Source organism: Ottowia oryzae (assembly GCF_003008535.1).
In the GTDB taxonomy this organism is placed as follows: domain Bacteria; phylum Pseudomonadota; class Gammaproteobacteria; order Burkholderiales; family Burkholderiaceae_C; genus Ottowia; species Ottowia oryzae.
This window is the reverse complement of sequence record NZ_CP027666.1, coordinates 3,313,861-3,337,796: the sequence shown is the minus strand read 5'-3', so window position 1 is coordinate 3,337,796 and position 23,936 is coordinate 3,313,861. Positions and strand designations below refer to the sequence as shown.

Below are 23,936 nucleotides of genomic sequence, written 5' to 3'. Positions count from 1 at the left end.
TCATGAAATTGAAAGACAAAGTGGTTCTGGTGACCGGCGCCGGCCAAGGCATTGGGCGCGGCATTGCACTGCGGCTGGCGCGCGAAGGCGCCGCGCTGTGCCTGGTGGACATGAAGGCCGACAAGCTGGCCGAAGTCGCCCGCGAGGTCGAGGCGCTGGGCGCGAAGGCGTGCACCACGGTGGCCGACGTGAGCGACCGCGACGCGGTGTTCGCTGCCGTCGACTACGCCGAGAAAACCCTGGGCGGCTTTGACGTGATCGTCAACAACGCGGGCATTGCGCAAGTCAAGCCGCTGGACGATGTGCTGCCCGAAGACGTGGACCGCATCTTCCGCATCAACGTCAACGGCGTGCTGTGGGGCATTCAGGCGGCGGCCAAAAAGCTGCGCGCGCTGGGGCACAAGGGCAAGATCATCAACGCCTGCTCGATCGCCGGGCACGACGGCTTTGCGCTGCTGGGCGTGTATTCGTCCACCAAGTTCGCCATCCGCGCGCTAACGCAGGCTGCCGCCAAGGAATATGCCAGCGCAGGCATCACCGTGAACGCCTACTGCCCCGGCATCGTCGGCACCGACATGTGGGTGGAAATCGACGAGCGCTTCTCGCAGCTGACTGGCGTGCCCATTGGCGCCACCTACAAGAAATACGTGGACGGCATCGCCCTGGGCCGCCCGGAAACGCCGGAGGACGTGGCCGGCATGGTGGCCTTTCTGGCCAGCGAAGACGCCGACTACGTCACTGGCCAGGCCCTCCTGATCGACGGCGGCATCGTCTACCGCTGATGAACGGCGCCGCGGGCGCCTTCTGGTCGACTTTTCTGAACACCGCCAGCGTTTGCTGGCGGTTTTTTTTGCCTTCTGGCGCCGTGACTGCGGCATCAGGGCGCGCTCATCGCCACGCTGGCTTCAGTCGAACAGCGGCAGCGCCTCGGGCTGCGGCGCCTCGCCCACGCGCACCAGCGAGCCCACGCGCACGCCCAGCAGGCGCAGGCGGCGACCCAGGTCCACGCGCTTGAGGCACTGGCCCGCCACCTGGCGGATGCGGCGCGCGTCCTGCGTGTGCTCGGGCAGCGTCTGGTCGCGCGTGACGATCTTGAAATCGTCAAAGCGCAGCTTGATGCCAATCGTCTTGCCCACGTAGCCCTTGCGCTGCAGATCGCCCGCCACCTGTTCGCACAGGCGGGTGAACACGGCGCCCAGCTCGGCGCGGTCTTGCACGGCGTGCAGGTCGCGGTCGAAGGTGGTTTCGCGGCTCATGCTGACGGGCTCGCTTTCGGTGACCACCGGGCGGTTGTCGCGGCCCCAGGCGGCGTCGTGCAGCCACGCGCCGTAGGCCTTGCCAAAGGTGGCCACCAGCCAGGCGCGCTCGCGCGCGGCCAGATCGCCCACGGTGTGGATGCCGTGGGCCTGCAGCTTGGCATCTGCCTTGGGGCCGATGCCGTTGATCTTGCGGCAGGGCAGGGGCCAGATCTGCGCCTGCACGTCGCCCTCGTGCACCACGCTGATGCCGTTGGGCTTGTTGAATTCGCTGGCCATCTTGGCGATCAGCTTGTTGGGCGCCACGCCGATGGAGCAGGTCAGGCCGGTGGCCTCGAAGATGCTTTTTTGCAGCAGCCGCGCCAGCACGCGCCCGCCTTCGCGCTGGCCGCCGGGCACGTCGGTGAAGTCGATGTACACCTCGTCTACGCCGCGGTCTTCCATCACCGGGGCGATCTCGCGGATGACGCGCTTGAATTCGCGTGAAAAGCGGCGGTACTGGTCAAAGTCCACCGGCAGCAGGATGGCCTGCGGGCACAGCTTGGCCGCCTTCATCAACCCCATGGCCGAGCCGATGCCGAACTGCCGCGCCGGGTAGGTGGCGGTGGTGATCACGCCGCGGCCCACGTAGTCCTTGAGCAGCGGGAAGAAATCCACCGGGATGTCGGCCAGGTGCTCGGCCGTCCATGCGCGCTCGGGCCGCTCGGCGTTCAGGCGCGCGATCAGGTCGTCCTCGCGCCGTCGGCCGCCACCAATCACCATCGGCAAGCCCTTGAGCTGCGGGTAGCGCAGCCATTCGACGGACGCGTAGAACGCGTCCATGTCAAGGTGGGCAATGCGGCGGATGGCGGCGGTCACGGATGGGCGGTCGGGAGGGCCGCGCAGGGCTGGGAATCAGGCGGGCAGGCCAAACACGAAGTTGGACACCGTCAGCCCGCCGCGGAAGTCGCGCTGGTGGTAGGTGCGCACGGCGGCTTCGTTTTCAGCGGCGCCGGCGGCAAACATGAAGGGCAGCAGGTGCTCTTCGCGCGGGTGCGCCAGCCGCGCGGCGGGTGCTTGCGACCAATCGCGCAGGCGCTGGTTGCGCGCCTCGCCCGTGAGGGCCGCGGTGTCGCCCAGCCATTGGTCGAAGGTGGCCGAAGCGGCTGCGCCGTCGGGGCCGAAATGGCGCAGGTTGTGGTAGCTCAGCCCGCTGCCGATCAGCAGGACGCCCTCGTCGCGCAGCGGTGCCAGTGCGCGGCCCAGCGCCAGGTGCTGCTCTGGGTCCAGCCCTTCGCGCAGCGACAGTTGCACGGTGGGCAGCTGCGCGCGCGGGTACATCACCTGCATGGGCGAATACATGCCGTGGTCGTAGCCGCGTTCGGGGTCGATGCTGGCGGGCAGCCCGGCGCCGCCCAGCAGCATGGCCACGCGCTGCGCCAGCGCAGGCTCGCCCGGCGAGCGGTAGTGGATTTGGTAGGTCTCGGGCGGAAAGCCGTAGTAGTCGTAAATCATGCCGGGCTGCGCGGCGCCCTGCACCGTGAAGCGCGGCGCTTCCCAGTGGGCCGACACCATCACGATGGCGCGGGCCGTGGGCCACAGCGAAGGCAGGCGGCGCAGCTCATCCGTGAGTTGGGCGTAGGCGGGCGCGGCGGCGGGCATCCACGGCCAAGGGCCGCCGCCGTGCGAGATGAAGACCGTGGGCAGGCGTGGGGAAGCGTTGGTCATGGTGCAAATGCGTGGGGTTGTCTGGCCGATGGTGCGATGCGGGCAGCTGGCGCGTTCCCGCGCGCCGATGGGCCGCAGCCCATCGTCTTACCCGACCGCAGCGCAGGCTGGGAGAAAGTTTAGCGAGCCGCCCCGCGCCGCGCGGACAATGGCGCGCATGAGCCTTCGCCCCATCCGCCTTTGCCCCGGTGCCGATCTGCGCACCGCCATCCAGGCGTTGGCCGCTGAAAGCGTGGGCGGGTCGGCGTTTGTCGTGGCGGGCATTGGCAGCCTGACGGCGGCGCAGCTGCGGTTTGGGGGCAAGGCGCAGGGCACGCTGGTGTCGGGGCCGCTGGAGATCGTTTCTTTGAGCGGCACGGCCACGCCCGATGGCGCGCACCTGCACATGGCCGTGTCGGACGCGCAGGGCCGCGTGTGGGGCGGGCACGTGCTGGCGGGCTGTGAAGTGCGCACCACGGCCGAGCTGCTGCTGGCCGACTTGCCCGGCTGGCGCCTGGGCCGCGAACACGATCCGGCCACGGGCTATGCCGAGCTGCGCGTGCGACCAACGGACTGATCGGCGCCGTGGCCAGGCGTCACGCCCGGCACGCGGCGACCGTGATGTTTGGAATAAAAAGTGCCTCCAGAACAAGCGGGGTAAGCGCTAGCAGCTACGGTTTATATAGCGAAAGCCTGCGCCAGCGGCGTGCTTGCTGCCGCGCTCAGCCAGCGCACGGCCCGCTCAAATGGCGCCAGCGCGCCGCCGCATCAGGCCGCGGCAGGCAGCACCGTACCGACGCATTCGCCAAAGCCGATGCGCACCGCGCCCGGCTTTTCACACCAGCCGCGCAGGATCACGGTGTCGCCGTCCTGCAGCCAGGTGCGGGTTTCGCCGCCGGGCAGCTGCACCGGGTTTTGGCCACCGGTCGTCAGCTCGATCAGCGCGCAGGCCGAATCCAGCGTGGGGCCCGACAGCGTGCCCGTGCCCAGCAGGTCACCGGGTTGCAGGTTGCAGCCGTTCACGGTGTGGTGCGTCAGCATCTGCGCGGCCGTCCAGTAGGCGTGGCGGTAGTTGGTGCGGGTGAACGCAGCCGGCGGCACCTTCGCGGCGCGCATGGCGGGCGTTTCGATCAGCGCCTGCAGTTGGATGTCCAGCCCACCTTCGGCGCTGTTGGCGGCGCTGCTCAGGTAGGGCAGGGGCTGCGGGTCGCCTTCGGGGTGGCTGAACGGCGCGCGAAAAGGCGCCAGCGCCTCCATCGTCACCACCCAGGGCGAGATGGTGGAGGCGAAGTTCTTGGCCAGGAACGGGCCCAGCGGCTGGTATTCCCAGGGCTGGATGTCGCGCGCCGACCAGTCGTTGAGCAGCACCAGCCCGAAGATGTGCGATTCGGCCTCGGTGATGGGCACGGCGTCGCCCAGCGCATTCGCCTGGCCGACCAGCACGCCCATTTCCAGCTCGATGTCCATGCGCGCGCTGGGTTGGAGCGCCGGCACCTCGGCGTTGGGCGGCTTGACCTGGCCCTTGGGCCGCTTGAAGGCCTGGCCCGACACGCCGATGGACGAGGAACGGCCGTGGTAGCCGATCGGCACCCACTTGTAGTTGGGCAGCAGCGGGTTGTCGGGGCGGAACTGCTTGCCGATGTTGGTGGCGTGGTAGACCGAGGTGTAGAAGTCGGTGTAGTCGCCAATGCGGGCGGGCAGGTGGTATTCGGCCTCGGCCTGCGGCACCAGGCAGGCTTTCAATGCGGTTTCTTGGCTTGCGCCCGTTTGCAATGCTTTCGATAGCGCCTTGCGCAGGCTGGACAAGCGCTGGGGGCCTAAACCCATCAAATGATTCAAGCTGGATTCGGCCGCGGCCTGCGCGGGCGCCAGCGCGTCGCCCGTGAACATGCCCGCCTGCACCGCCGCGGCCATGTCGACGATCTGGTCGCCAATGGCCACGCCGCCGCGCCAGACTTCGCTGCTGCCTTGGCGGCGGAAGATGGCGAAGGGCAAATTCTGGATGGGGAAGTCGGTGCGGCCGTCGTTGGCCGAGGCAACCCAGCTGGTCAGCTGCGGGTCGTGCGTTTCGTTCAGGTGGGGCATGCTGTGGTGAGAAGGGGCTGAAAAGGCGGGGCCGCGCGGGTGCGTAGAACAGACCACCGCCGGGGAGGCCAAGGCCGCCTACGCAGCGCTGGCCGATCAGATCAATGAGCGGCCGAGACCGGCGGCTCAGAGCCGTCGTGCATCCAGCGGGCGTGCTGGGGCGCTTTCTTGGTGCGGTCCCACTCGTCCAGCATGGCCCATTTGACGTCGTCCAGCGCCCGGTTCATCTGCGGCGTGGCGGTGTTCACCGCCAGCTCCAGCCGGTGGCCGCTGGGGTCGAAGAAATAGATCGACTGGAACAGCGTGTGGTTAACGGGGCCGATCACGTCGATGCCGCCCGCCTGCAGCCGGGACTTGGCCTGGAGCAGTGCGTCCATCGAATCCACGGTCAGCGCCAGGTGCTGCGTCCAGGCGGGCGTGTTTTCGTCGCGGCCCATCTCGGGCTTGGTCGGCAGCTCAAAGAAAGCCAGCACGTTGCCGTTGCCCGCATCCAGAAAGATGTGCATGTACGGGTCGGGCTCTTTGGTGGATGGCACTTCGTCCTCGGCGATGGCCAGGATGAAATCCATGTCCAGGTACTTCTGGTACCACTGCACCGTTTCCTTGGCGTTCTTGCAACGGTAGGCGACGTGGTGGATGCGGTCGATCAGGGCCATGGTTGTCTTGTCTCCAGTCGTGTGTGTGGGGGCGTTGCCCAGTGGCGGCGGCAACGCGGCGAAGCCTGCGGCGGGGCGCGGGTCCGGGGTGTCCGGCAGGCCGCCTTCCGCGCCGGCCAACGCCTGGAATTATGGTGGGAATTGGTTGCGCGCGCAACCAATCGCTAGAATCCACACTGTGGCACCTTCTTCTTCCCCCATGCCTCGGCGCAAGCCGCGTCGCGCAGTGCGCCCGCTGGCGCAGAGCTTCACGCACCGGCTGCACACGCTGCAAAAGCTCACGGACCGCGTCAGCCAGGCCGCGTATGAGGCCGAAACCGGCCTGGCCCTGGGCGAAGCGCGTTGCCTGACCGCCGTCGGCGCCTTCGCGCCCTTGTCGGTCAAGGATCTGGCGCGCCTGGCCAACGTGGACAAAGGCCAGGCCAGCCGCGCCGCGCAAACGCTGGTGGACAAAGGGCTGGTACTGAAAAACCCCGACCCGCAGGACGCGCGCGGCGTGGTGCTCAGCTTCACGCCCGAGGGTGAGGCGCTCTGCCAGCGCCTGATGGCGGTGGTGGAGCAGCGCAACCAGCACATCGTGGCATGCCTGACGGCGGGCGAACAGGCGCAGCTCGACAGCTTGCTGACCCGCCTGGTCGAGCACGCCCGCCAGACTCTGCACCCACCGCCTGAGCGCTGAACACGCCGCCCGATGGGGCAGAGGGCGCCCAAGCGCGGCACCGCGCGCTCAAGCCATGCGCGCTTGCGCAACAACGCAAAAAACAGGATAATGCGCGGTTTCGTGCAAAGCCAGCGGTTCTTGGGGTAACCCGAGCCAACGGGCAGTTCAGCGGCACGCCGGGTTTGATTCACCCAGCGGCCGGCACGAAGAAAACAAACGCCACATCTTCCTTCTCTCGTGTGGTGGCCCGGCAAGCGTAAGCCTTGCCGATCGGACCATCACTTGCAATCGTTACCGCGCCCCATCCGGCGCGGGTCATCGCTTCCCTTGTGGACGCGGGCGATTGTTCCCGGCGCGAAGGCCGCGTTGACACTCGTTTGTCAAAGCGCCCCTCGCGTACGCGTTGTCGTCAGATGGTGGGTGTAGTTACTTGAACCCCGGGCGCGCTTTGATCAGCGCCCAACCATATGACGCGCTACGCCTGCAGCCGCTTGGCTTGTGCACGCGCGCCGGAAAGAAGAGAAAAACCATGACCTCTTTTGAGGAAAACCACGCCTTTTCGCAGGACGAATCTGCGCAGGCAGCTATCGAAAACGCAGCGCCCGAGGCTTATGCCGAGGCCGCTCAAGCCAGCGTGATGGCACCCCCTGCCGATGCAGCCGATGCACCCGTGCCCGGCGCCGCCTTCGCGGCCCTGGGCCTGGCGCCCGAGCTGGTGGCCGCCGTCACCGACCTGGGCTACACCCAGCCCACGCCCGTGCAGCTGCGCACCATTCCGCTGGCCCTGTCGGGCAAGGCGGACCAGGGCGCCTTCAACGACCTGATGGTCAGCAGCCAGACTGGCAGCGGCAAGACCGCCGCCTTCCTGTTGCCCATGCTGCACACCCTGGTGCAGCAGCAGCACGAAGTCGCCGCGGCCGAGATAGCAGCGTGGGACGCCAAGGTCGCCGAGGCGCTGGCCAACGGCGAACCGGCCCCCAAAAAGCCGCGCCGCAAAAGCCCGCTGGATTCGCGCCACTTCAAGCCCGCCGTGCCCGGCGCGCTGGTGCTGTGCCCCACGCGCGAGCTGGCGCAGCAGGTGGCCAGTGACGCCATCGACCTGGTCAAGCACTGCCGCGGCCTGCGCGTGGCCAACGTGGTGGGCGGCATGCCCTACCAGTTGCAAATCGCCAAGCTGCAGAACGCCAACCTGGTCGTCGCCACGCCTGGCCGCCTGCTCGATTTGCAGCGCAGCGGGCAGATCAAGCTGGACCAGATCCGCTTTTTGGTGATGGACGAGGCCGACCGCATGCTCGACCTGGGCTTTGCCGACGACCTGGCCGAAATCCACCAGCTGACCGCCCAGCGCCAGCAAACCATGATGTTCAGCGCCACGTTTGCGCCGCGCATCCAGCAGCTGGCCATGCGCGTGATGCACGACAACGGCGCACGCGTGCAGAAGGTGGAAATCGCCACCGCGCAAGAGCAGCACGCCAACATCCGGCAAGAGCTGTACTGGGCTGACAGCCCTGAGCACAAGCGCCGCCTGCTGGACTACTGGCTGCGCGACCCCAGCATCGACCAGGCCATCGTCTTCGCCTGCACGCAGGTGGAATGCGAAGAGCTGGCCGAAGACCTGCAGCAGAACGGCTTCGCCGCCGTCTCTCTGCACGGCGCGCTGAGCCAGTCCGTGCGCAACCGCCGCCTGGGCGCTCTGCGCGACGGCCGCGTGCAGATCCTGGTCGCCACCGACGTGGCCGCGCGCGGCATCGACGTGCCGACGATCACCCACGTGATCAACTTCGGCTTGCCAATGAAGGCCGAGGACTACACCCACCGCATCGGCCGCACCGGCCGCGCGGGGCGCGATGGCCTGGCCGTCACGCTGGCCGAGTTCCGCGACCGCCGCCGCCTGGGCGACATCGAAGCGCATACGCGCCAGCCGTTCAACGCGCTGACCATCGACGGGCTGGAGCCCACCCGCTTCTTCCCGCCCATCCAGGAAGCGTTTGGCCGCAAAGGCGCGGGCAAAGGCCGTCCGGGTGGTCGTGGCGCGCCTCGCGGCGGCCCGCGCGGCAGCTTCGGCGAAGACCGCCGCGGCCCGCGCATGGTGGGCGGCGGTTTTGGTGAGCGATCGGGCGACGGCGCCCGCCGCCCGGGCGCTGGCAGCTCTCATTTTGGAAGCGGAAAGCCAGCCCCCGCGCACGCCAAGCACGGCGCCCGTCCGGCAGCGCGCAACGGCGCACCCGCACCGCGTGCGGCCAAGCCTTACGCGCCCAAGGGGCGTTGAGGCTGGCTGGCCCCTGGCCGTGTCCGTTCCCTTGCCTGTGTGGCCGTCTGCTGCGCTTGGCTTTGAGTGGGCGTGGTGAGGGGTTGAAAGGCGAGCTGCCGCGCATGCAGTGAAGACCCGCGTTCCGAGGTGTTCGGATCGCGGGTTTTTTTGTTTCCGGGGTGTGGCGCAGGTGCTGCCTGCGCTAGCTGCTATCTTTGTTGATGTTTTTGTGGGGTTGCTGAGGGCCGAGGCACGCCCCTGCCCGCAGCAAACCCCGCGCACATCAAAACGATAGCGACCTGCGCCCACCACACTAGCGCCACAGCCCCAAAAGCCACATCCCCACCTCGCCTGTGCCCCACTCAACCCACCCCGGCCGAGGTCACCCCTTGTCACATCTCCGTCACGCTGCCGCACTAACTTCGCGGGTTAACTTTTTTCCGCGCGATCTCCCATGCGTTTGTCTGCATTCCCGGTGGCCGTCTTGGTCACGGCCAGTGTCCCCGCGCTGGCGCAACCCACGCCCCAGCTTGTTGTCGGCTTTGTGTCGGCCACGGCGCAGCCAGTGCCTTCGTTGAGTGTGGCGGGTCTGTTGCTGTTGATGGTGGCGATCTCCGTGCTGGTGTGGAAAACCCGGCGGCTGGGCTGGCCGGCGACGCTGGGGGCGTGGCTGCTGGGGGCCGTGGTGTTGGCTGCGGGTGGATTGGCCGGTGGCGAAGCGGTGGTGGCGCAAACCGTCAACCGCACGCTGTCGCTGGGCCAGACCAGCCCTGCGAGCTTGCCGCTCAGTGGCACGGCCGCCATCGACGTGGCGGTGACCAACGCCTCTGGCGGCGCCGTTCGCCTGGCCAGCATCGATCTGGCCGACGCCACGGGCAGCGGCTACTTCATCAGCACCTTTGGTGACGCTGCGCAGCGCTGCGCCAGCGGGCAAACGCTGCAAGCCGGGCAGGGCTGCGTGGTGCGCGTGGCGGCCGGCGGCCAATACCTGCAGGCGCAGGTGGGCGACGTGCTGAAGGTGCGCCTGGGCGAGTTGCGGCCCACCCAGCCGTCGGTGGGATATGACCAGGTCTACTACCACCTGGGCCGCAAGCAGCCGGATCTCACGCGCTTTACCGCCACGCAGGCTGGCTACCTGGGTGACGATGCCACCGACAACTACTCGCGCTACCTTTACCGCACCGAACGCAAGCGCGCCGACGATTACTGTGCCGACAACGGCCGCGGCGCCATCGACGACGCGCGCTATATGCCTGGTCAAGTTTCGCTGGTGGCGGGCACAGGCTTTGCCTGCACCGTGCCCGAATCCGGCCCGATCGCCGCCGCAGGGCTGAAGACGGTGGTGGTTGGCCCCGAAGGCCAGCTGTACCTGACCGACGGCCACCACACTTTCACCACCTTGTGGGAGCTGGCCGACGGCGGCGCCAACCTGCCCGTGTGGGTGCGCGTCAGCGGCAATTTCTCCAACGCGGCCGACAGCGCCACCTTCTGGCAGCGCATGCAGGCCACCAAGAACGTGTGGCTGCGCGACGCGCAGGGCAACGCCATCACGCCCGACCAATTGCCGCAGCGCCTGGGCCTGGACCAGATGGGCGACGACAGCTACCGGTCGCTGGTCTACCTGACGCGCGGGATGGGTTACGACAACGGCAGCCTGCCCGAATTCGCCGAGTTCTACTGGGGCAACTGGCTGCGCGGCCAGGTGACCCTGTCCAACTACGTGCTGAACGGCGCGGGCAACAGCGCCAACTGGGTCGCCGCGCTCAAGCGCGCGCGCATCGAGCTCAGCGGCGGCGCACCGGTGGCGCGCAGCGGTGACGCCACCAACAGCTACGTGGCGGCCGTGCGCGATGCCTCCATCCGCATGGTGGCGCTGGCGCCCGGCGCCCCGGTGGATGGCGGCATGACTGCGCAAGACCTGGGCAAGCTCGGCAACCCGGCTGCCGCCAAACCGTGGAACGACCTGATGGAAGAAGACATCTGGCGCACCGACCTGAACAGTTCTAACCTCTACCGCACGGCGGGCAAGGCGTACTACGCGCTGATGTACCGCCAGTGCGGCGGCGCGGCCAGCACCCAGCCCGTTTGCTGGAAGAACCAGCGCATCCAGGCGAACTAAGGGGTGGCGAAGGGGCGCGGGCCCGCCAGGGCGCGCGCTGCGCGGTTCAACGTGGGTTGCCGCCGGTGCCCGTGCTGTCCGTGGTCAGCACCCGCCCCGGGTTCATCAGCCCCTGCGGATCCAGCGCCTGCTTGATGCCGCGCATCAGGCCCAGCGCCACGGCCGATTTGTAGTGGGGCAGCTTGGCCGCTTTCAGGCTGCCGATGCCGTGCTCGGCGCTGATCGAGCCTTCATGCCGCGCCACCGCGTCGAACACCAGGGTGTTGATGCGGTCTTCCTCGTCGCGCAGGAAGGCCTTGGCGTCGCCATGCTCGGGTGCCTGCACGTTGTAGTGCAGGTTACCGTCGCCCAGGTGGCCAAAATCGACCAGGCGCACGCCGGGGATTTCGCGCGCCAGCAGCGCGTCGGTTTCTTCCACGAAGGCGGGGATGCGCGACACCGGAATGCTGATGTCGTGCTTGATGTTCAGCCCCTCTTCGGCTTGCGCCAGCGGAATGCTTTCGCGGATGTGCCACAGGCCCTTGGCCTGAGTCAGGTTTTCAGCGACCACGGCGTCGGTGACGCAGCCGCCCTCCAGCGCCGTTTCCAGCAGCTGCTCGAACAGTGCGCGGGCGTGCGCTTCGCTCTCGTGGTCAGAGTTTTCCAGCAGCACGCACCAGGGCGATTCCTTGAACAGCGGCACGCGCAGTTGCGGGTAGTGCTTGTCCACCAGGCTGAGGGCGAACTGGCCCATCACCTCAAACCCCGTCAGGCCCGCGCCCAGGCGCGCGTGCGCCAGGCCCAGCAGGTCGACGGCGGCCTGCATGCTGGGCACGGCGGCCCAGGCGGTCAGCTTGGCGGCGGGGCGGGGGTACAGCTTCAGCGTGGCGGCGGTGATGATGCCCAGCGTGCCTTCGCTGCCGATGTACAGGTCGCGCAGGTCGTAGCCGGTGTTGTCCTTGCGCAGGCCGGTCAGGCCGCTCCAGACCTCGCCCTGCGCGGTAACCACTTCCAGGCCCAGGCACAGCTCGCGCGCATTGCCGTAGCGCACCACCTGCGTGCCGCCCGCGTTGGTGGCCAGGTTGCCGCCGATCGTGCAGCTGCCTTCGGCGGCCAGGCTCAGGGGAAAAAGGTAGCCCGCCGCTTCGGCCGCGCCTTGCAGGTTCTGCAGGATGCAGCCTGCTTCCACGGTGATGGTCAGGTTGGCCGCGTCCACCGCGCGCACCTTGTCCATGCGCCGCAGGCTGAGCAGCACCTGCGTGCCGGTCTCATCCGGCACCGATCCCACGGCCAGCCCCGTGTTGCCGCCCTGCGGCACGATGGTGGCGCCGTGCGCCACGCAGGCGCGCACCACGGCGGCCACCTGCTCGGCACTGGCCGGGCGCACCACGGCCAGGGCGCGCCCGCGGGCGCGGCGGCGCCAGTCGTGTTCGTAGGCGCTCAGGTCGCCCTCGGTCAAAACGTGCGCGGCGCCCACCGCTTGCTGCAGGGCTTCGATCAAGGGGCTGGGGGGTGACATGGTGATCGCTATGGTTTGTATAGCTGCCAGCGCAGTGTGCACCTGCGCTGGCGCGCTAAAAGATTAAGAAACGGGCGTGGCGGCGTGGGCCTGCGCACTGTGCAGGCGCGCCTCGCGCAGGCGCAGGCGGATGTGCGCCGTGCAAGCCACGAACACGATGACGACCAGCACCGCCTCAGCCAGCGCGTACCAGGCCGACGGCGCTCGGTCGCTGGTCGCGCGCACCACGCCTTCCACAAAATACAGCCAGACGAACAGCGCCAGCGTGCGGTAGGTCGCCATGCGGTAGCGCAGCACGCCGGGTACGGCCAGCAGCAGCGGCAGCGCCTTCAACGCCAGCCAAGAGCCGCCCGGGCGCAGCGGCGCCAGCCACAGCTCCCACGCCAGGCACAGTGCGGTCAGCGCCAGCAGCGCCGCCAGCGTCACCGCGCGCGTACGCCGTGCGGTGGGCGAAGGCGCATTGGCCACGGGAGCAAAGGGCGGCGGTACAGGGCTGGACATGGGCGGTGGCATCATACCCAGCATGAATCTGGACGGCCTGAAGAAGCGGCTCAAGACGTTTGTCACCGATGTCACCGACTTTCCGGTGCTGCCCACGGCCGCCACCCTGTGGCAGCGCTTTCAGCAAGACCGCCTGGGGCTGACGGCCAGCTCGCTCACCTTCACCACCACGCTGGCGCTGGTGCCATTTTTTGCCGTGGTGCTGGCGGTTTTCACCGCGTTTCCGCTGTTTGCCGAGCTCAAGGGCGCGCTGGAGCGCTGGCTGGTCGACAGCCTGATCCCCGCCAGCATCTCGCAGAACGTGCTGGATTACCTCACCCAGTTCGCCACCAAGGCCAGCGAATTGGGCGCCGTGGGCCTGGCGGTGCTGTTTTTTACTGCGCTGTCGCTCATGCTGACCATCGATCACACGCTGAACGCCATCTGGCGCGTGAGCACCGCGCGCCCGCTGGGCCAACGCCTGCTGATCTACTGGGCCGCGCTGACGCTGGGGCCGCTGGTGATGGCGGGCAGCCTGGCCATCACCTCGTACGTTATCAGCCATTCGCACGGGCTGATTCCCATGCTGCCGGGCGGCGTGGGCTTTGCGCTGGACGCGCTGCAAACGGCGATGCTGGTGGGCGGGCTCACGCTGCTGTACCGCTTTGTGCCCAACGCGCCCGTGAAGTGGAAGCACGCGCTGGCCGGCGGCGTGTTCGTGTCTCTGTGCATTGGCCTGGCCAAGCAGATCCTGGGCTGGTATTTGTCGCGCATGCCCACTTATTCGCTGATCTACGGCGCGTTTGCCACCGTGCCCATCCTGCTGCTGTGGATTTACCTGTGCTGGCTGATCGTGCTGCTGGGCGCCGTGATCGCCGCGTACTTGCCCAGCCTGCTCAGCGGCGTGGCGCGCCGCGGCGACGGGCCTGGCTGGCATTTCGAGCTGGCCGTTGAAGCGCTGCAGGCGCTGGCGCGCGCGGGCCAATCGCCCCGCCGCGGGCTGACCTTGCCCCAGCTGGCCGAAGGGCTGCGCGTGGACAGCTTGCAGCTCAGCCCCGTGCTGGAGGCGCTGCAAGGCATGAATTGGGTGGGCGAGCTGGCCACCCGCAGCGACAACGAACAGCCGCGCTACGTGCTGCTGATCGACCCGGCGAACGAGCCGCTGCAACCGCTGGCGGCGCGCTTGCTGCTGGCGCCGGGGCAGGCGCTGGATGCGTGGTGGCGCCAGCCGGGCGTGGGCGCCGTGACGGTGGCGGATCTGCTGTCAGCACCGCCCGATTCACAAGAAAAAAAGGCCGCCAGCGCACAGCCAGCGGGCGCTGGCAGCTCTTGAAAGCATAGCGTTGAAGCGTCGGATGAGCAGCGGTCCGCAGGCCTTGCGCGTGCAACCGACGCCGGATGTAGGCCGACTCAGAACCGGATCTTGCCCGTCCAGATGTCCTTGTACATCACCCAATCGCCCATGAAGCTGTACAGCGGCCGCTTGAAGCTGGCGGGCCGGTTCTTCTCGAAACCGAAGTGCCCCACCCAGGCGAAGGCGTAGCCGACCAGCAGGCCCGCCAGCAGATACCACGGCTGGCCGGTGGTCACCATCAGCGCCAGGCACACCAGCCCCAGCGTGGAGCCGACAAAGTGCAGCCGCCGACAGGTGCGGTTGCTGTGCTCGGTCAGGTAGAAGGGGTAGAAATCCGCAAAGCGCTTGAAGGCGCGCGGGTCTGGGCCGATTGCCGCTGTGTTGGGGTTCATGGCTTGTCTCCTGGTGGGGTTGTGGCCACAGTCTAGGAGCTTGCGCGCCATCTGCCCAGCGATTTGGCCGATGGGGCCAGAATTTGGGTAAGAAAAAGCCCGCCAGCGCTGGTCTGTACAGCGCAGGCAGCTATAAAAAAAGAAGCGTATTGGCAGGGCACAGCCGCATCGGATCGCGACACCCGGTGCCGCCCGCGCCATCGTCGACCCACTCAGGCGCTCAGGAAGTCGCGCAGCGCAAACAGCACCTCGTCCGGCGCCTCGGTCATCAGCGAATGGCCGGCGTTCACTTCCACGATCTTGGCCAGGCGCGCATGCTGCGCCAGCGCCTTGGCCGATTTGGGCGGCGTCATCTGGTCGTGCTTGCCAATCAGGAACAGGGTGGGGCAGTGCACGGCGGGCATGGCCTGCTCGCCACCCGCATAGCTGTCGCACGCCTTGAAGCCGGTGTAGAACACGTTCACCTGCGGGTTGCTGGCCAGCACGCGGCGCATCAACGCGCGCGAGCCGCCGTACAGCCAGGTGCCCGGCCCCAGCGCCGACGGCGGCGGGCACAGCGTGCTGTGCGAAAAGGTGTTGACCATCGCAATGGCTTTTTCAGGCGCGTTGACGGCGCTGTCCAGCAGCGCGGGCGACACCTTCATCGGGTAGGCCGTGCCCACCATCGCCAGATGGCTGACCTGCGCGGGCGCGCGGGCAGCGGCCTCTAGCGCGATGAGCGAGCCAAAGCTGTGCCCCACCAGCGCCGCCTGGTCGACCCCCACGGCTTTCAGCAGCGCCAGCACCGCATCGGCTGCCTCTTCGACCGATTCGGGCGGCTTGCCGCCGCTCTTGCCGTGGCCGGGCAGGTCGATGGCCAGCACGTTCCAGCCGTGGTTGGCCAGGTAGCGGCTTTGCAGAATCCAGACGCTGTGGTCGTTCAGCACGCCGTGGATGAACACCACGGTGGGCTTGGCCGCGTCAAAAGCCTTGCCACCGGTGTAGGCGTAAAGATCGGCACCCTGGACGGGGATGAGCATGGTGGGTCTCCTTCACTGATCGGCTATCAGCCGTTTGCCGAGCGACACCGCTTCGTCGGTAGCGTAGCCCAGGTGTTCGTAAAAAGCGATGGCCTGCGCGTTGCCCGCGCGCACCTGCAGGCTGAGCTTGGGGCAGCCCAGCGCCGTCAGGCGCGCCTCGCCCTCGGCCATCAACTGGCGCGCCAGCCCACGGCCCCGGTGGCTGGGCGCCACGGCCAGGTAGTTCACCCAGCCGCGGTGGCCGTCATAGCCGAACATCGCGCTGGCGACGATTGGCCCCGCGTCTTCTATGACCAGAAACAGCTCGGGCTGCACGGTGAGCTTGCGCGCAATGTCCTTGGCCGGGTCGTTCCAGGGGCGCGTCAGGCCGCAGGCGTGCCACAGGGCAATCACCTGGGGCTGGTCTGCGGCCAGAAACGGGCGCAGGTTCATGCGGCGGCTTTTTCGGCGGCTTTCAGGGCGCGCTTCAGGTCGTCGATCAAGTCCGCCGGGTCTTCCAGCCCGATCGACAGGCGGATGGTGCCGGGGCCGATGCCGGCGCCGGCCAGCGCTTCATCGCTCATGCGGAAGTGGGTGGTGCTGGCGGGGTGGATCACCAGGCTGCGGCAGTCGCCCACGTTGGCCAGGTGGCTGAACAGCTTCAGGTTTTCGATGAAGGCCTTGCCTTGTTCGCGCGAGCCCTTGATGTCGAAGCTGAACACGCTGCCCGCGCCCTTCGCGCCGTGCTTCAGCAACCGGTTGGCCAGCGCATGGCTGGGGTGCGATTCGAGCAGCGGGTGCCCCACGCGCGAAACGAAGGGGTGTTCGGCCAGGAAGCGCACCACCTTCTCGGTGTTGTCGATGTGCCTTTCCATGCGCAGCGGCAGGGTTTCGATGCCTTGCAGGATCAGCCAGGCGCTGTGCGGGCTCAGGCAGGCGCCAAAGTCGCGCAAGCCTTCGCGCCGCGCGCGCAGCAAAAAGGCGCCGACGGTGCTTTCCTCGCTGAACACCATGTTGTGAAAGCCGTCGTAGGGCGCTGTCAGTTCGGCGAATTTGCGCGATTTATCCCAGTCGAAGCTGCCCGCGTCGGCCAGCACGCCACCGATCACAGTGCCGTGGCCGCTCAGGAACTTGGTGGCCGAGTGGTACAGCAGGTCGGCGCCGTGGTCGAAGGGCTTGAGCAGGTACGGCGTGGTGAAGGTGGAATCCACCAGCAGCGGCACGCCTGCGCTGTGGGCGATGTCGGCCACGGCGGGAATGTCCAGTACGTCCAGCCCCGGGTTGCCCACGGTTTCGCCAAACAGCAGGCGCGTGGTGGGGCGAATGGCGGCGCGCCAGGCGTCCAGATCGCCGGGCTTCACAAACGTGGTTTCAATGCCGAAGCGCCGCATCGTGTAGTTCAGCAGGTTCTGGCTGCCGCCGTAAAGCGCCGTGCTGGCCACGATGTGGCTGCCCGCGCCCATCAGCGTGGCCACGGCCAGGTGCAGCGCGGCCTGGCCGCTGGCGGTGGTGATGGCGCCAATGCCGCCCTCTAGCGCTGCCACGCGCTGCTCCAGCACCGCGTTGGTGGGGTTGCTGATGCGGCTGTAGACGTGGCCCGAGCGCTCCAGGTTGAACAGCGCCGCGGCGTGGTCGCTGGACTCGAACACGAAGGACGTGGACAGGTGGATGGGCACGGCGCGCGCGCCGGTGCTGGGGTCGGGCGCGGCGCCTGCGTGCAGCGCCAGCGTGTCAAAGCCAGGGTCGGCATAGCCGGGCATAGGGTCTCCTCAGTCTTGTCGGGGTGGCGGCGCCTTGGGCGCCGGCCGCATCGCTTCGATTGTGGGCCAAACCCGCGGTGGCCCCGCGCGCAACGCGCCCTGGCGTGCGCGCGACACGCACCCGGCGTTGCGCTGGGCTATATTTGATTGGCAGCGCGGTGGTGCGCGCGCTCGGAGTCAATGGATGAAAGTCAGCGATATTTTGCGTTTGAAGGGCAACGTGCTCTACACGATCACGCCCGAAGACAGCCTGGCCGACGCCGCGCAGGTGATGGCCGAGCGCGACATCGGCTCGCTGGTGGTGATGTCGCACGGGCGCGTGGTGGGCATCCTCACTTTTCGTGAGGTGATCCAGGCGGCCGTGAAGAACGGCGGCACGTTTGAAGGCGTTTCGGTCTACCGCGCGATGGACGCCGGCCCACTGATCTGCACGCTCGAGACCGAAATGGATGAAGTGCGCCGCATGATGCTGGACCGCCATGCGCGCTACCTGCCCGTCATCGACCGGCAGGAGCTGCAGGGCGTCATCAGCTTCTACGACGTGGCCAAGGCGGTGGTGGACAACCAGAAGTTTGAAAACCAGATGCTGAAGGCCTACATCCGCGACTGGCCCGAAGAAGACAGCAAGAACACCGAGCCGAATCTGCCCTGAGCGGCAGACCTCGCGGGCGCTTCGCGCCTGAAGCGGGGTAAGCCCCACGCCGCGCCAGCCCACCGCCGGCCACGGCGATAATTCGGGGCATGAGCGGTAATACCTTCGGCACCCTGTTTGCCGTCACCAATTTTGGCGAATCGCACGGGCCTGCGATCGGATGCGTGATCGACGGCTGCCCGCCCGGCATGGCCTTGTCTGAGGCGGACATCCAGCCCGAGCTGGATCGCCGCCGCCCCGGCACCAGCAAATTCGTCACCCAGCGCAACGAGGCGGACCAGGTCGAGATCTTGTCTGGCGTCTACCAGGGCCAGACCACCGGCACGCCGATCTGCCTGCTGATTCGCAACACCGACCAGCGCAGCAAGGACTATGGCGACATCACCCAGACCTTCCGCCCCGGTCACGCCGACTACACCTACTGGCGCAAGTTCGGCGTGCGCGACCCGCGCGGCGGCGGACGCTCTTCCGCGCGCCTGACCGCGCCCACCGTCGCCGCCGGCGCGGTGGCGCGCAAGTGGCTCCAGGAGCGCTACGGCACTACCTTTCGCGGCTGCATGACGCAGGTGGGCGAGCTGGCCATCGGCTTTGATGGCTGGGAGCATGTGGCCAACAACCCGTTTTTTGCCCCGGTGGCCGACGTCAGCGCGATCGAGGACTACATGAACGCGCTGCGCAAGGCGGGCGATTCGTGCGGCGCGCGGCTGCGCGTCACGGCCCAGCATGTGCCTGTCGGGCTGGGCGAGCCGATCTACGACCGGCTGGACGCCGACATCGCCAAGGCGATGATGGGGCTGAACGCCGTCAAGGGCGTGGAGATCGGCGACGGCTTTGCCAGCGTGGCGCACAAGGGCAGCATGCACGGCGACGCCATCCTGCCGGGCGGGCAGTTCGCCAGCAACCACGACGGTGGCGTGCTGGGCGGCATCAGTTCAGGGCAAGACCTGGAGGTGGCCGTGGCCATCAAGCCGACCAGTTCGATCCTGGTGCCCAGGCCTTCCATCAACACCGCCGGCGAGCCGGTCGAGGTGATCACCAAGGGGCGGCACGACCCGTGCGTTGGCATTCGCGCCACGCCGATCCTGGAGGCGCTGCTCGCGCTGGTGGTGATGGACCATGCACTGCGCCATCGCGCGCAGTGCGGCGACGTGGCGCACCCGGTTTGAGCATAAAAATGGCCTGCAGCGCTGGTGCCACAAGCGCTGGCAGCTATTGATTTAATAGTGTCCGCCGCGCCATGAATGCCGTCATGCCTACGCCTGGCGCTGCCGATACCGAACGCCGCCTCAAGGCAGACTGGGCCGAGTCGGCCGCCTACAACGCCTTTTACGGCGGGATGCGCACCACGCAGCTCACGGGCCTGGCACTGGCCTCGATTGTGGTGGCGCTGGCTTACCGCTACGTGCCCGACTGGCTGCTGCTCGCGTGGACGATCACAGTGCTGTGCGAGGCGCTGTGGCTCAAGCTGGTGCGCCGCCACTACGAAAAGCTGGGGCGCCGCCAGCGCGACGCCGCGCGCCAGCTGCGCTTCGCCCGGGCGCAAAGGCCACTCTGGCTGTTCAACGCCATGTTCTGGGGCCTGACGCCCCTGATGCTGTTTCACTACATGCCGACCGAGACGGCCTTGCTGGCCTGGTTGCCGGTGATCGCGGGCGGCTTGGGGCGCACGTCGTACCTCGCATCGCACCTGCACACCGCACGGATGTACCTGTCGGTGATCGCGGGGGCACTGACGCTCAGCGTGGGCGTGGGCCTGGTGAGCGAGCTGTACGTTCCGCTGGGCATGATTCGCTGGGCGATGCCCGTGGTGCTGGTCTTGTACCTGTTGCTTTTCGCCCGCCTGATCCGGGTGCACTATGCCCGCAACGCCGAGAGCATCGACGTGCTCTACCAGAACAAGCTGCTCATCCAGTCGCTGCAAGCGCAAACGCGCGCGGCCAAGGCGGCGGCTGAGTTTCGCACCAGCTTCCTGGCCGGCGCAGCGCACGATCTGAAGCAGCCGATCAGCGCCTTGGGCATCTACGCCGAATGGCTGGGCAGCGAGCCGCAGCTGGTGGACGAGCTGGCCCCCAAGATCCTGCAGGCCACCCAGGCCATCAACACCTTGTTCGACTCGATGTTTGATCTGGCCAAGCTCGACGTGCATCGCATCCAGCCCGATCTGCGCACCGTGCAGGTCAGGCATTTGCTGGAAGACCTGCACGTGCAATATCGGCCGTTGGCCGTGCAAAAGGGGCTGACGTTGCGGCTGCGCACGGTGGACGCGCAACTGGTGTCAGACCCGATCATCCTGCGCCGCATTCTGGGCAACCTGGTGTCCAACGCGATTCGCTACACCTCCAACGGCGGGGTGTTGCTGGCGGCCCGACAACGCGGCGACCACGTGCTGTTTGAAGTGTGGGACACGGGCATCGGCATCGCCGCTGACCAGCACGTCATCATCTTCGATGAGTTCTACAAGGTGCCTCAGCGCGGCACCAACGACGGTTTTGGTCTGGGTTTGGCGTTGGTGCGCCGCTTGGCAGAGTTGATGGACTACCCGCTCACGCTTCGTTCGCGCCTGGCGCGGGGCACCATGTTCCGGGTGCGTGTGCCGCTCACGCTGGGTGCGCGGCAAGGCGCAGACACCGCGGCTATTGCGTCAGCAGGCCGTGACGGCGCGCAAAGTGCAGCGTCTGCGTCCGCGACTTGACGCCAAGGCGGCGGAAAAGACGCCACAGGTGCACCTTGACGGTGTGCTCGCTGATGCCCAGCTGGTCGGCGATCTCGCGGTTGGAAAGCCCCTGATCCAGCATCACGATCAGCTGCTTCTGGCGCTTGGAAAGGCGGGCGTCAAAGCCCAGCTCGCCGGTGGTGTCGTCCAGATCGCCCAGCTGGCTGTCCACCACCATGATCGAGCGCAGCACCGAGGTCATCTCGCTCGCACCGGCGGATTTTTCGATGTACAGATCGGCGCCGGCCACGCGGCACCACTCTTCGGCGTCTTCCGCGGGCGAGGCTGAAATCACCACCAGCGGCACGTCGGGAAACTGCGCCTTCAGATATTTGACGCCAGACACCCCCACCGTGTCGGGCAGTTTCAGGTCGAGGCAGAAAAACTCGGGTTCTCCGCGCTCAGCCACCTCTCGCTCAATGCCAGAAAGCTGCGAAAGCTCTACCACTTCGACGCCGGGCCTGACGCGGCGCAGAAGCATCACGACCGCCTCACGCATCAAAGGGTGGTCGTCAATTACGTAAACAGTCAATCTCCGCGCTCCTGCACTCCCTTGTGACGGTTCTTTTATAGGGGTGAAATCGGGTTTAAATTTGGCGTCACGTGTCCATTATGTACCGTTGCACAGGCGAGGTTTCATACTCCGGGGTGGATGCTGAAAAGATATACAGGTGGGCAGTATCAAGTCGATTGAGATTCCACCAGTTGTTGCAGAGCCAGTCGCAAATCTGCGTCAACCAGGGCGTCAATCGGGGCTAGGTGAGCGGTCAACGTGGGCAGCGCGGCTTCACCTTCTTGCTGCAGCCTTTTGACGATCTGGCCCGCATCCCGCGGCGACGTGAAAGCCGTGCTCTGCAGCAAGACACGGCCGCTGGCGTCGGTCAGCTTGAAGTAGAACTGCCCGTCGGATTCACGGTACTGCTTGAACGTGGGTAGTGAGGCTTTTGCCGCCACCGGCACCTTTTGCGACGTGGCCTGGGCTGACAAGGTGCGCAGGCCGACGGCGTGGCGCAGCTCGCGCAGCATCGGCACAGCCAGCGCGCGCGCTTTCTCGGCGCCGCGCTGCAGCAAGGCTTCCACTTCTTCCGGGTGCGCCATCAGATAGGCGTAGCGCTCGCGCATCGGGCCAATTTCCTGCTCGATGCGCTCGTACAGCGCCTGCTTGGCGTCGCCCCAGGCAATGCCGTCGGCAAAGGCCTTGGCAAACTGGGCCGATTCGGCGTCGTCGGCGAAGGCGCGGTATATCTGGAACAAGGCGGAGCCGTCGGTCGGCTTGGCCTCGCCCGGCGCGCGCGAATCGGTCACGATGCTCATGATCTGCTTGCGCAGCTGCTCGCGCGGGCCAAACAGGGCAATCGTGTTGTCGTAGCTCTTGCTCATCTTGCGGCCGTCCAGGCCGGGCAGCAGCGCCACGTTGTCGTCCACCAGCGCCTCGGGCAGCACAAGGTGCTCGCCGTACAGGTGGTTGAAGCTGGAGGCGATGTCGCGCGCCATCTCGATGTGCTGGATCTGATCGCGCCCCACGGGTACCTGGTGGGCGCTGAACATCAGGATGTCCGCGGCCATCAGCACGGGGTACATGAACAGGCCCGCGCTGACGTCGGTATCCGGGTCCTGGCCAGCGGCGGCGTTCTTGTCCAGCATCGCCTTGTAGGCGTGCGCGCGGTTGAGCATGCCCTTGCCCGTCACGCAGGTCAGCATCCACATCAGCTCGGGGATTTCCGGGATGTCCGACTGGCGGTAGAACACCACGTGCTCTGGGTCTAGGCCGGAGGCCAGCCAACTGGCCGCGATCTCCAGCGTGCTGCGCTGGATGCGGGCCGGCTCATCGCACTTGATCAGCGCGTGGTAGTCCGCCAGGAAGTAAAAGCTTTGCACGCCGGGCGCACGGCTGGCACGCACCGCTGCGCGAATGGAGCCCACGTAGTTGCCCAGGTGGGGCGTGCCCGTGGTGGTGATGCCGGTCAGAACGCGGCGCGAGGAGGCTTGGCTCATGAGAAAAGACAGCTAGAAAAAATCAACGGAACAGGGCCGCCAGAGGTGAAAGCACCGCATCCAGCGCGCTGAAGGTCACGCTCATCAGGGGGCGCATCCACAGGTTGCTGATCACGCCTGCCACCACCAGGCCCATCACGATGAAAAAGCCCCAGGGCTCGATGCGGCTGTAGGCCATGGCGGCCTTGGGCGGCAGCAGCCCCGTGACGACGCGGCCGCCATCCAGCGGCGGCAGCGGGAAAAGGTTGAACACGAACATGATGACGTTCACCAGCACGCCCGCGCGGCACATGCCCGTAAAGAACGGCTCCTGCACGCCCACGCCTTGCAGCACCACAAAGCCTGCGCCCCACAGCAGGGCTTGCACCAGGTTGGAGGCGGGCCCGGCCAGCGCCACCAGAATCATGTCGCGCCGCGGGTTCTTCAGCCGCCCGAAGTTGACTGGGACAGGCTTGGCGTAGCCAAACAGGAACGCGCCCTGCGTGACGATGTACAGAAACAGCGGCATCGCGATGGTGCCGATCGGGTCGATGTGCTTGAACGGGTTCAGCGTGACCCGGCCGAGCATGGCGGCCGTGTTGTCGCCGAAGTGGCGGGCTACGTAGCCATGGGCCGCCTCGTGCACGGTGATGGCAAACAGCACCGGCAGGGCGTAGATGGCAATGGTTTGGATGATGTTGGCGATGTCCACCGCCTGATTGTCTCAGACGGGGTTTCGCCTTGCGCTCACAGCCCCAGCGATGCAGGGTCGCCGCGCCCCAGGCGCAGCACTTCGGGGGGCGAGGTGGTCAGGTCGATCACGGTGGTGGGTGCTGAGGGGCAGGCGCCCGCTTCGATCACCCCTGCCACCTGTTTTTCTAGCCGGTCGCGAATTTCCTCGGGGTCGTTCAGCGGGTCGGTCTCGCCCGGCAGGATCAGCGTGGTGGCCAGCAGCGGGCCTTCGTGCAACTCCAGCAAGTCCAGCAGCACGCCGTGCTCGGGCACGCGCAGGCCGATGGTCTTGCGCTGCGGGTGGCTGATGCGGCGCGGCACCTCCTTGCTGGCTTCCAGCACGAAGGTAAACGGCCCCGGCGTGCCCAGCTTGAGAAGGCGGTACTGCGCGTTGTCCACGCGCGCATAGCTGGCCAGCTCGCTCAGGTCGCGGCAGACCAGCGACAGCAACTGCTTGTCGTCCAGCCCGCGGATGCGGCGCAATGCGTCCACCGCGGCCTTGTCGTCCAGGTGGCAGACGAGCGCATAGCTGGAATCGGTAGGCACCGCCAGCACGCCGCCTTGTGCCAGCAAGGCGACCGCCTGCTTCAACAGGCGCGGTTGGGGGTTGTCGGGGTGTACGCTGAAAAACTGGGCCATGCGCCTATTGTGGTCGCAAACCGTACGGCA

At 67.2% G+C, this 23,936-nt stretch carries 23 protein-coding genes; 9 read left to right on the top strand and 14 right to left on the bottom strand.

The genetic code is table 11. The features are described from left to right. Nucleotides 1-2: 2 nt before the first annotated feature. Nucleotides 3-782: an acetoin reductase gene (locus tag C6570_RS15250; RefSeq protein WP_106703972.1), complete on the top strand. Its 780-nt coding sequence runs from the start codon at nucleotides 3-5 to the stop codon at nucleotides 780-782. Nucleotides 783-905: 123 nt separating this feature from the next. Here C6570_RS15250 and dinB read toward each other — a convergent pair whose 3' ends face one another. Then, nucleotides 906-2,078 (bottom strand): DNA polymerase IV, encoded by a 1,173-nt coding sequence (gene dinB / locus C6570_RS15245; protein WP_106704743.1) that lies wholly within the window; start codon nucleotides 2,076-2,078, stop codon nucleotides 906-908. Between the two features lie 72 nt (nucleotides 2,079-2,150). Then, nucleotides 2,151-2,963, bottom strand: a complete 813-nt coding sequence (locus C6570_RS15240; RefSeq protein WP_106703971.1) for a DODA-type extradiol aromatic ring-opening family dioxygenase — start codon at nucleotides 2,961-2,963, stop codon at nucleotides 2,151-2,153. 157 nt (nucleotides 2,964-3,120) lie between these two features. Here C6570_RS15240 and C6570_RS15235 point away from each other — a divergent pair, with 157 nt between their 5' ends. Continuing rightward, nucleotides 3,121-3,519 carry a PPC domain-containing DNA-binding protein gene (locus C6570_RS15235; protein WP_106704742.1) on the top strand — a complete coding sequence of 133 codons (399 nt, stop codon included), beginning with the start codon at nucleotides 3,121-3,123 and terminating at the stop codon, nucleotides 3,517-3,519. 191 nt (nucleotides 3,520-3,710) lie between these two features. On the opposite strand, the gene fahA is transcribed toward C6570_RS15235, so the two are convergent. Both fahA and C6570_RS15225 read right to left on the bottom strand, forming a co-directional pair. Next, on the bottom strand, nucleotides 3,711-5,027 hold the full coding sequence (gene fahA / locus C6570_RS15230; RefSeq protein WP_106703970.1) for a fumarylacetoacetase: 1,317 nt from the start codon (nucleotides 5,025-5,027) through the stop codon (nucleotides 3,711-3,713). Nucleotides 5,028-5,128: 101 nt separating this feature from the next. Continuing rightward, nucleotides 5,129-5,683: a VOC family protein gene (locus C6570_RS15225; protein ID WP_106704741.1), complete on the bottom strand. Its 555-nt coding sequence runs from the start codon at nucleotides 5,681-5,683 to the stop codon at nucleotides 5,129-5,131. Between the two features lie 199 nt (nucleotides 5,684-5,882). On the opposite strand from C6570_RS15225, the gene C6570_RS15220 reads away from it, so the two are divergent. From C6570_RS15220 to C6570_RS15210, 3 genes are all read left to right on the top strand, one after another. Next, nucleotides 5,883-6,362, top strand: coding sequence for a MarR family winged helix-turn-helix transcriptional regulator (locus tag C6570_RS15220; protein ID WP_106703969.1), 480 nt, complete (start codon nucleotides 5,883-5,885; stop codon nucleotides 6,360-6,362). 511 nt (nucleotides 6,363-6,873) lie between these two features. Continuing rightward, nucleotides 6,874-8,613, top strand: a complete 1,740-nt coding sequence (locus C6570_RS15215; protein WP_106703968.1) for a DEAD/DEAH box helicase — start codon at nucleotides 6,874-6,876, stop codon at nucleotides 8,611-8,613. 436 nt (nucleotides 8,614-9,049) lie between these two features. Continuing rightward, nucleotides 9,050-10,714: a midcut-by-XrtH protein gene (locus C6570_RS15210; RefSeq protein WP_106703967.1), complete on the top strand. Its 1,665-nt coding sequence runs from the start codon at nucleotides 9,050-9,052 to the stop codon at nucleotides 10,712-10,714. A gap of 46 nt (nucleotides 10,715-10,760) precedes the next feature. Here the strand turns inward: C6570_RS15210 and C6570_RS15205 are convergent, their stop codons facing one another. Next, complete coding sequence (locus C6570_RS15205; RefSeq protein WP_211297609.1) at nucleotides 10,761-12,212, bottom strand: FAD-binding oxidoreductase; 1,452 nt, start codon at nucleotides 12,210-12,212, stop codon at nucleotides 10,761-10,763. Between the two features lie 63 nt (nucleotides 12,213-12,275). Then, nucleotides 12,276-12,713, bottom strand: coding sequence for a DUF2069 domain-containing protein (locus C6570_RS15200; RefSeq protein ID WP_106704739.1), 438 nt, complete (start codon nucleotides 12,711-12,713; stop codon nucleotides 12,276-12,278). A 22-nt stretch (nucleotides 12,714-12,735) separates the two neighbouring features. On the opposite strand from C6570_RS15200, the gene C6570_RS15195 reads away from it, so the two are divergent. Next, entirely contained in the window at nucleotides 12,736-14,025 is a 1,290-nt protein-coding gene (locus tag C6570_RS15195) for a YihY family inner membrane protein (RefSeq protein WP_106703966.1), read from the top strand. Between the two features lie 77 nt (nucleotides 14,026-14,102). Here C6570_RS15195 and C6570_RS15190 read toward each other — a convergent pair whose 3' ends face one another. The 4 genes from C6570_RS15190 to C6570_RS15175 all read right to left on the bottom strand — a co-directional run bounded on the left by C6570_RS15190 (nucleotide 14,103) and on the right by C6570_RS15175 (nucleotide 17,196). After that, entirely contained in the window at nucleotides 14,103-14,438 is a 336-nt protein-coding gene (locus tag C6570_RS15190; protein WP_106703965.1) for an Mpo1-like protein, read from the bottom strand. 212 nt (nucleotides 14,439-14,650) lie between these two features. Beyond that, nucleotides 14,651-15,457 (bottom strand): alpha/beta fold hydrolase, encoded by an 807-nt coding sequence (locus C6570_RS15185; protein WP_106703964.1) that lies wholly within the window; start codon nucleotides 15,455-15,457, stop codon nucleotides 14,651-14,653. 12 nt (nucleotides 15,458-15,469) lie between these two features. Next, nucleotides 15,470-15,889, bottom strand: a complete 420-nt coding sequence (locus C6570_RS15180) for a GNAT family acetyltransferase (protein ID WP_106703963.1) — start codon at nucleotides 15,887-15,889, stop codon at nucleotides 15,470-15,472. Next, nucleotides 15,886-17,196: an O-acetylhomoserine aminocarboxypropyltransferase gene (locus tag C6570_RS15175; RefSeq protein WP_106703962.1), complete on the bottom strand. Its 1,311-nt coding sequence runs from the start codon at nucleotides 17,194-17,196 to the stop codon at nucleotides 15,886-15,888. The genes C6570_RS15180 and C6570_RS15175 overlap by 4 nt, the downstream gene beginning before the upstream one ends. Before the next feature lie 184 nt (nucleotides 17,197-17,380). On the opposite strand from C6570_RS15175, the gene C6570_RS15170 reads away from it, so the two are divergent. From C6570_RS15170 to C6570_RS15160, 3 genes are all read left to right on the top strand, one after another. Beyond that, nucleotides 17,381-17,848, top strand: coding sequence for a CBS domain-containing protein (locus tag C6570_RS15170; RefSeq protein ID WP_106704738.1), 468 nt, complete (start codon nucleotides 17,381-17,383; stop codon nucleotides 17,846-17,848). A gap of 89 nt (nucleotides 17,849-17,937) precedes the next feature. Continuing rightward, nucleotides 17,938-19,014, top strand: coding sequence for a chorismate synthase (aroC, locus tag C6570_RS15165; protein ID WP_106703961.1), 1,077 nt, complete (start codon nucleotides 17,938-17,940; stop codon nucleotides 19,012-19,014). Nucleotides 19,015-19,097: 83 nt separating this feature from the next. Beyond that, the gene (locus tag C6570_RS15160) at nucleotides 19,098-20,540 is read left to right on the top strand and encodes a sensor histidine kinase (RefSeq protein WP_164675550.1); all 1,443 of its coding nucleotides are present in this window, start codon (nucleotides 19,098-19,100) and stop codon (nucleotides 20,538-20,540) included. On the opposite strand, the gene C6570_RS15155 is transcribed toward C6570_RS15160, so the two are convergent. The 4 genes from C6570_RS15155 to C6570_RS15140 form a co-directional block, all read right to left on the bottom strand. Continuing rightward, nucleotides 20,482-21,093 (bottom strand): response regulator transcription factor, encoded by a 612-nt coding sequence (locus C6570_RS15155; RefSeq protein WP_106703959.1) that lies wholly within the window; start codon nucleotides 21,091-21,093, stop codon nucleotides 20,482-20,484. The genes C6570_RS15160 and C6570_RS15155 overlap by 59 nt on opposite strands. Nucleotides 21,094-21,242: 149 nt before the next feature. Then, complete coding sequence (locus C6570_RS15150; protein ID WP_106703958.1) at nucleotides 21,243-22,556, bottom strand: tryptophan--tRNA ligase; 1,314 nt, start codon at nucleotides 22,554-22,556, stop codon at nucleotides 21,243-21,245. A 22-nt stretch (nucleotides 22,557-22,578) separates the two neighbouring features. Beyond that, nucleotides 22,579-23,247 (bottom strand): site-2 protease family protein, encoded by a 669-nt coding sequence (locus C6570_RS15145; RefSeq protein WP_106703957.1) that lies wholly within the window; start codon nucleotides 23,245-23,247, stop codon nucleotides 22,579-22,581. A gap of 35 nt (nucleotides 23,248-23,282) precedes the next feature. Continuing rightward, a complete protein-coding gene (locus tag C6570_RS15140; RefSeq protein ID WP_106703956.1) occupies nucleotides 23,283-23,906 on the bottom strand; it encodes an L-threonylcarbamoyladenylate synthase in 624 nt (207 codons plus the stop codon). Nucleotides 23,907-23,936: the final 30 nt, after the last annotated feature.

Bases quoted from the DNA above. Each gene is read 5' to 3' on its own strand.
- C6570_RS15170 (WP_106704738.1), top strand. From the start codon at position 17,381: ATGAAAGTCAGCGATATTTTGCGTTTGAAGGGCAACGTGCTCTACACG.
- C6570_RS15235 (WP_106704742.1), top strand. From the start codon at position 3,121: ATGAGCCTTCGCCCCATCCGCCTTTGCCCCGGTGCCGATCTGCGCACC.
- C6570_RS15205 (WP_211297609.1), bottom strand. From the start codon at position 12,212: ATGTCACCCCCCAGCCCCTTGATCGAAGCCCTGCAGCAAGCGGTGGGC.
- C6570_RS15180 (WP_106703963.1), bottom strand. From the start codon at position 15,889: ATGAACCTGCGCCCGTTTCTGGCCGCAGACCAGCCCCAGGTGATTGCC.
- C6570_RS15220 (WP_106703969.1), top strand. From the start codon at position 5,883: ATGCCTCGGCGCAAGCCGCGTCGCGCAGTGCGCCCGCTGGCGCAGAGC.
- aroC (WP_106703961.1), top strand. From the start codon at position 17,938: ATGAGCGGTAATACCTTCGGCACCCTGTTTGCCGTCACCAATTTTGGC.
- C6570_RS15210 (WP_106703967.1), top strand. From the start codon at position 9,050: ATGCGTTTGTCTGCATTCCCGGTGGCCGTCTTGGTCACGGCCAGTGTC.
- C6570_RS15150 (WP_106703958.1), bottom strand. From the start codon at position 22,556: ATGAGCCAAGCCTCCTCGCGCCGCGTTCTGACCGGCATCACCACCACG.
- C6570_RS15215 (WP_106703968.1), top strand. From the start codon at position 6,874: ATGACCTCTTTTGAGGAAAACCACGCCTTTTCGCAGGACGAATCTGCG.
- C6570_RS15200 (WP_106704739.1), bottom strand. From the start codon at position 12,713: ATGTCCAGCCCTGTACCGCCGCCCTTTGCTCCCGTGGCCAATGCGCCT.
- fahA (WP_106703970.1), bottom strand. From the start codon at position 5,027: ATGCCCCACCTGAACGAAACGCACGACCCGCAGCTGACCAGCTGGGTT.
- C6570_RS15250 (WP_106703972.1), top strand. From the start codon at position 3: ATGAAATTGAAAGACAAAGTGGTTCTGGTGACCGGCGCCGGCCAAGGC.
- C6570_RS15160 (WP_164675550.1), top strand. From the start codon at position 19,098: ATGCCTACGCCTGGCGCTGCCGATACCGAACGCCGCCTCAAGGCAGAC.
- C6570_RS15240 (WP_106703971.1), bottom strand. From the start codon at position 2,963: ATGACCAACGCTTCCCCACGCCTGCCCACGGTCTTCATCTCGCACGGC.
- C6570_RS15140 (WP_106703956.1), bottom strand. From the start codon at position 23,906: ATGGCCCAGTTTTTCAGCGTACACCCCGACAACCCCCAACCGCGCCTG.
- C6570_RS15190 (WP_106703965.1), bottom strand. From the start codon at position 14,438: ATGAACCCCAACACAGCGGCAATCGGCCCAGACCCGCGCGCCTTCAAG.
- dinB (WP_106704743.1), bottom strand. From the start codon at position 2,078: ATGGACGCGTTCTACGCGTCCGTCGAATGGCTGCGCTACCCGCAGCTC.
- C6570_RS15195 (WP_106703966.1), top strand. From the start codon at position 12,736: ATGAATCTGGACGGCCTGAAGAAGCGGCTCAAGACGTTTGTCACCGAT.
- C6570_RS15225 (WP_106704741.1), bottom strand. From the start codon at position 5,683: ATGGCCCTGATCGACCGCATCCACCACGTCGCCTACCGTTGCAAGAAC.
- C6570_RS15185 (WP_106703964.1), bottom strand. From the start codon at position 15,457: ATGCTCATCCCCGTCCAGGGTGCCGATCTTTACGCCTACACCGGTGGC.
- C6570_RS15175 (WP_106703962.1), bottom strand. From the start codon at position 17,196: ATGCCCGGCTATGCCGACCCTGGCTTTGACACGCTGGCGCTGCACGCA.